The sequence below is a fragment of the Shinella granuli genome (genome assembly GCF_004341885.1).
In the GTDB taxonomy this organism is placed as follows: domain Bacteria; phylum Pseudomonadota; class Alphaproteobacteria; order Rhizobiales; family Rhizobiaceae; genus Shinella; species Shinella granuli.
Map to the genome: position 1 here is coordinate 1 of NZ_SLVX01000067.1, position 4,807 is coordinate 4,807.

Sequence of the window (4,807 nt, forward strand, 5' to 3'; positions counted from 1 at the left end):
ACCTCAATCGGGGAAATGATTGTAGCGCATGACATAAGCCATGGACTTAACGACAATCAGCAAGTCAGGGCAGACGGCCTTCGGCGGAGGGATACTCCATCGGCGCGGACCATGGCGAAGCTTCGAGGCCGTCGAGTTCGCCACGCTGACCTGGGTCGACTGGTTCAACAATCGCCGGCTGCTGGAGCCCATCGGCAACATCCCGCCGGCCGAAGCTGAGGAACGCTACTACGCCATGCTGGAAGAACCCGCCATGGCGGCATAACTTAAACCAGAAGGCCTCCGGCAAACCCGGGGCGGTTCACGGTTGTTCCGGATGCAACGTTCGAGACCTGCCCTCGCGACCTCACGGTGCTGTTTACACCCGGTGGCACGGATGGGACGATCGCCGCAGCGACGGATCCTGACACGATTGCCTTCATGGCCGATCGTGGCGCTCGGGCAAAGTATATCACCAGCGTCTGCTCAGGCTCGTTGATTCTTGGAGCGGCAGGCCTGCTTCAAGGTTACAAGGCCACTTCACATTGGTCGTGCCGGGATGCACTGGCAGGCTTTGGCGCGATCCCGACTGACGAACGGGTGGTCCGCGACCGCAACAGGATCACAGGTGCTGGCGTGACCGCCGGATTGGACTTCGGCCTTTCCATGGTCGCTGAACTGCGCGACCAAATTTACGCCGAATGCAGCCAGCTCATGAGCGAATACGATCCGCATCCGCCCTTCAATGCCGGGTCGATGAAGACCGCTCCCATCGATGTGAAACAGGCCATGGTCGAGCTGGCCGCCGGTTTCACAAAGCAGGCCGAGGCGCTGGCAACATCCTTTACGAGATAATCAAGACCTTTCCCCTCTCCCAATTGTGCGCCGTGCAACGAAGCTACCGCCCGCGGCTGGCGCTCGAGATCTGGACTTTTGACAATGAGACATTTGAAACTTGTGCTCCTGATGAGCACGACGCTGGCAACCCCGTCTTTTGCACAGGAGCAATCGGCGACGGAACTCGAACCGATTATTATCGAGGCTTCGAAAGGAGGACGGGTTGTTTCTACGACTGCCGGCGAGGTCGACGGATATCGTGCGCTTACGGCGACGAGCTCTACCCTAACCGACACACCCCTTCGCGAAATACCGCAGTCAATCCAGGTTGTGCCACGCAGCGTCATTGACGATCAGGGTATCACTTCGATCGGCGAGGCCCTGAAGAACGTCAGCGGCGCGGTCGGCCAACCCGTTTTGCAGACACCTATCTATAATACAAACTTCATCAGGGGGTTTGTGGCTGAGCAGTATCTCGACGGAATGACGACCTATCTTCAAAGCGGCGATCCCAACGCATTCTCCGATGTCGAAAGAATTGAGGTGTTGAAAGGTCCAAACGCTATCCTTTACGGGGGTGGCGTCGGCGCTCCGCTCGGTGGCGTCATCAACGTCGTCTCGAAGATACCCACCGCGGAAAAGTTCGTAGAAATCGGCGGCACGATCGGAAGCGATGATTACTACGCACCATTCTTCGATATAAATCAGCCACTCAACAGTGAAGGCACTGTCTTGTTTCGCGGAACCGGAAGCTATGTCAAGTCAGCCTCCGAGGTCGATGTCATCGAGACCAAGCGCTATTCCTTCAATCCGACATTAATGCTCACCAACAATGACGACACGACAGTGACGATCCAGGGGCGCGTCTCCCGGTGGCAGCAGCCCGAATATCAAGGACTACCTATTACCGGGACGCTCACCGGTCCATTCCGGCTCGACCGTGACCTCTTCGTTGGAAATCCTGATATTCCAGACAGCTTCTCAGACACGAAGAATGTGACATTAACGCTCGATCACGAATTTAACGATACGTGGTCGAGCAGCACAAAATTACGCTATGGCAAGAGCGCTTATGAACAGAGGTCTCAGAACTTTATCAGCAACACTCCAGATGCAGGCGCGTCTTCCTGGAATCTATACAATATAGCCGTCGATGAGGAGCGAGAGGAGTTTGCAATTTCGTCGCACGTCGTCGGAGATTTCTCGTCGGAGATGTTCGACAATAAAGTCGTCATGGGTGCCGACTATAGCAGGATGAGCGAACGGGCAACCATGTACATGGACATGATGCCTGCTGGCACTGTTGATTTTTTGAACCCGGGCGGTTGGCCGGACTACGTGAAGCCGACAGGTATTGCGATGTCCGATGGTGACAACGTCTATCAAACGCTTGGCGCCTTCGCCCAATTGCAGTCGACCTATGCCGACCGGTTGCATCTTCTGGCGGGATTGAGGCTTTCGCGCCTTGAGATAGATCAGAATTCGCCGACTTACGGTCGCACCGACATAACCGCGAAAACGAAGCTTCTTCCGCGCGTAGGCGCGGTCTTCGATATCACCGACGAATTCTCGGTCTTTGCCTCCTACAGCGAGGGTATGAAAGGAAATCCGTTTTATTTCTATTCAGGCCCGGCGGTACCCGAGACATCGAAGCAATATGAGGCTGGGATCAAATTCGATCTCGACTACGGCTTCTCGGGTAGTGCGGCGGTGTTTCAGATCGAGCGATCAAATGTGCCTGTCACCGATCCGGCAGACCCTATGATGCTCACAAGTCTCGCGATCGGACAGCAGCGATCCCGCGGCTTCGACACAGAGCTCAGCTGGCAGCCCGACGAGCACTGGAAAGTCATGGCCAACTACGCCTACGTTGATGCCGAACTCACGAAGGACATCCCGGGCGGCGCTTCGGCTGGAAACAAGCTCAACCAGATTCCGCGTCACTCAGGCGGCCTCTGGATTGATTATTCCTTCGGTGATGATGGCCCGCTCTCAGGCTGGAGCACTGGAGCCGGCATCCATGCCGCGTCAGGGGCACCGACCGATTTGATGAATATATACAAGACGGAGGCTTATATCACTGCGGATGCCGCAATTCGCTACAAGCATGACGGATTCTCGGCCAACCTCATCGTCAAGAATCTGACCGACGAGAAATATTATCTGCCATTCCAGTATTTGACAGGTGGTGTCGCGGCTGCACCGGGGCGCTCCGTGTATCTGATGATTTCACAACGCTTTTGAGCCGGCAGGATTTGTAGGAGACATGGCGTCTCCAATAAGGAGGCGCCATCACGTCTAAACAGAGAAAAAGCTCACGCCCCTCCTAGATATCGAAAAGGGCATGCACTGGATATCCGACCCCAGTGCAGCAGCTTAGCACAGGCGCTCTTTCACGCATCCAAGAATTCAATTTGATCGCGTTGCGTTGACTTAAAAATTCCAATCCTCGTCTTCTGTCGCAACGGCCTTGCCAATGACGTAGGAAGAGCCCGAGCCGGAAAAGAAGTCGTGATTCTCGTCGGCATTCGGCGAGAGGGCAGACAGGATCGCAGGATTGACCTTGCAGGCTTCCGGCGGAAACAGCGCCTCGTATCCAAGATTCATCAGCGCCTTGTTGCCGTTGTAGTGCAGGAACTTCTTGACGTCTTCAGTCAGGCCGACCGCGTCGTAGAGCGCTTCCGTGTACTTTGCCTCGTTGTCGTACAGCTCGAGAAGGAGATCGAAAGCAAAGTCTTTGATGCCCTGCCGTTTCGCTTCGGGCAGGCGCTCTACGGCGCGCTGGAACTTGTAGCCGATATAGTAGCCGTGCACAGCCTCGTCGCGGATGATCAAACGGATCATGTCGGCGGTGTTGGTGAGCTTGGCTCGGCTCGACCAGTACATCGGCAGATAGAAGCCGGAATAGAACAGGAAGCTTTCGAGGAAGACCGAGGCTACCTTCTTCTTCAGCGGATCGCCCGAGACATATTGCTCCATGATCAGCGCCGATTTTCGCTGTAGGAACTCGTTCTCTTCCGACCAACGATATGCGTCGTCTACGTCAGGGGTCGAGCATAGCGTCGAGAAGATCGACGAATAGGAGCGTGCGTGGACCGCCTCCATGAACGAGATGTTCGACAGAACGGCTTCCTCGTGCTGGGTCGCAGCATCTTCCATCAGCCGCACGGAACCCACACCATTCTGGATGGTGTCAAGCAGCGTCAGGCCGGTGAAGACGCGGATGGTGAGTTTCTGCTCTTCGGGCTTCAACGTCGCCCAGGACGGGATGTCGTTCGACAGCGGCACCTTTTCCGGTAGCCAGAAGTTCCCCGTCAGCCGGTTCCAGACTTCGAGGTCCTTGTCGTCCTCGATGCGGTTCCAGTTGATGGCGCGGATACGGTTCGAAGGCTGCGGGACTTTGGCTTTCACTTGAATATTCATGTTCGTTTCCCCCGGATCACAGCGCGCATGAGACGCAACCCTGCACTTCCGTGCCGGACAGCGCCATCTGGCGAAGGCGGATGTAGTAGATGGTCTTGATGCCCTTCTTCCAGGCGTAGATTTGCGCCCGGTTGATGTCGCGGGTCGTTGCCGTGTCGCGGAAGAACAGCGTCAGCGACAGGCCCTGGTCGACATGCTGGGTGGCCGCCGCATAGGTGTCGATGATCTTCTCCGGGCCGATCTCGTAGGCATCTTCGTAATAGTCGAGGTTGTCGTTGGTCATGAAGGCGGCCGGATAATAGACGCGGCCGATCTTGCCTTCCTTACGGATTTCGATCTTCGACACGATCGGGTGAATCGAGGACGTGGAGTGGTTGATGTAGGAGATCGAGCCTGTCGGCGGCACGGCCTGCAGGTTCTGGTTATAGAGCCCGCCTTCCATGACAGCCGCCTTCAGTTCCCGCCAGTCGTCCGTGAGCGCGACGGACACACCACATTGCCTGTAGGCTGGGTTAATGCTGCTGGGCGCGTTTTTACCGGGCCTGTCTTGTGATGGCGTGCAATTGCA

At 56.2% G+C, this 4,807-nt stretch carries 2 protein-coding genes and 3 pseudogenes; 3 read left to right on the forward strand and 2 right to left on the reverse strand.

Going from position 1 to position 4,807, the window contains the following annotated elements; genetic code table 11:
* Nucleotides 1-91: 91 nt before the first annotated feature.
* The 3 genes and pseudogenes from EV665_RS31705 to EV665_RS31715 all read left to right on the forward strand — a co-directional run.
* Nucleotides 92-265 (forward strand): annotated as a pseudogene (locus EV665_RS31705) (IS3 family transposase); the annotation flags it as partial.
* A 47-nt stretch (nucleotides 266-312) separates the two neighbouring features.
* Nucleotides 313-834, forward strand: a pseudogene (locus tag EV665_RS31710) (DJ-1/PfpI family protein); the annotation flags it as partial.
* 111 nt (nucleotides 835-945) lie between these two features.
* Entirely contained in the window at nucleotides 946-3,060 is a 2,115-nt protein-coding gene (locus EV665_RS31715; protein ID WP_210234718.1) for a TonB-dependent siderophore receptor, read from the forward strand.
* Nucleotides 3,061-3,249: 189 nt separating this feature from the next.
* On the opposite strand, the gene nrdF is transcribed toward EV665_RS31715, so the two are convergent.
* Nucleotides 3,250-4,239: a class 1b ribonucleoside-diphosphate reductase subunit beta gene (gene nrdF / locus EV665_RS31720; RefSeq protein ID WP_133037231.1), complete on the reverse strand. Its 990-nt coding sequence runs from the start codon at nucleotides 4,237-4,239 to the stop codon at nucleotides 3,250-3,252.
* A gap of 16 nt (nucleotides 4,240-4,255) precedes the next feature.
* Nucleotides 4,256-4,714: pseudogene (locus EV665_RS31725) on the reverse strand (class 1b ribonucleoside-diphosphate reductase subunit alpha); the annotation flags it as partial.
* Nucleotides 4,715-4,807: the final 93 nt, after the last annotated feature.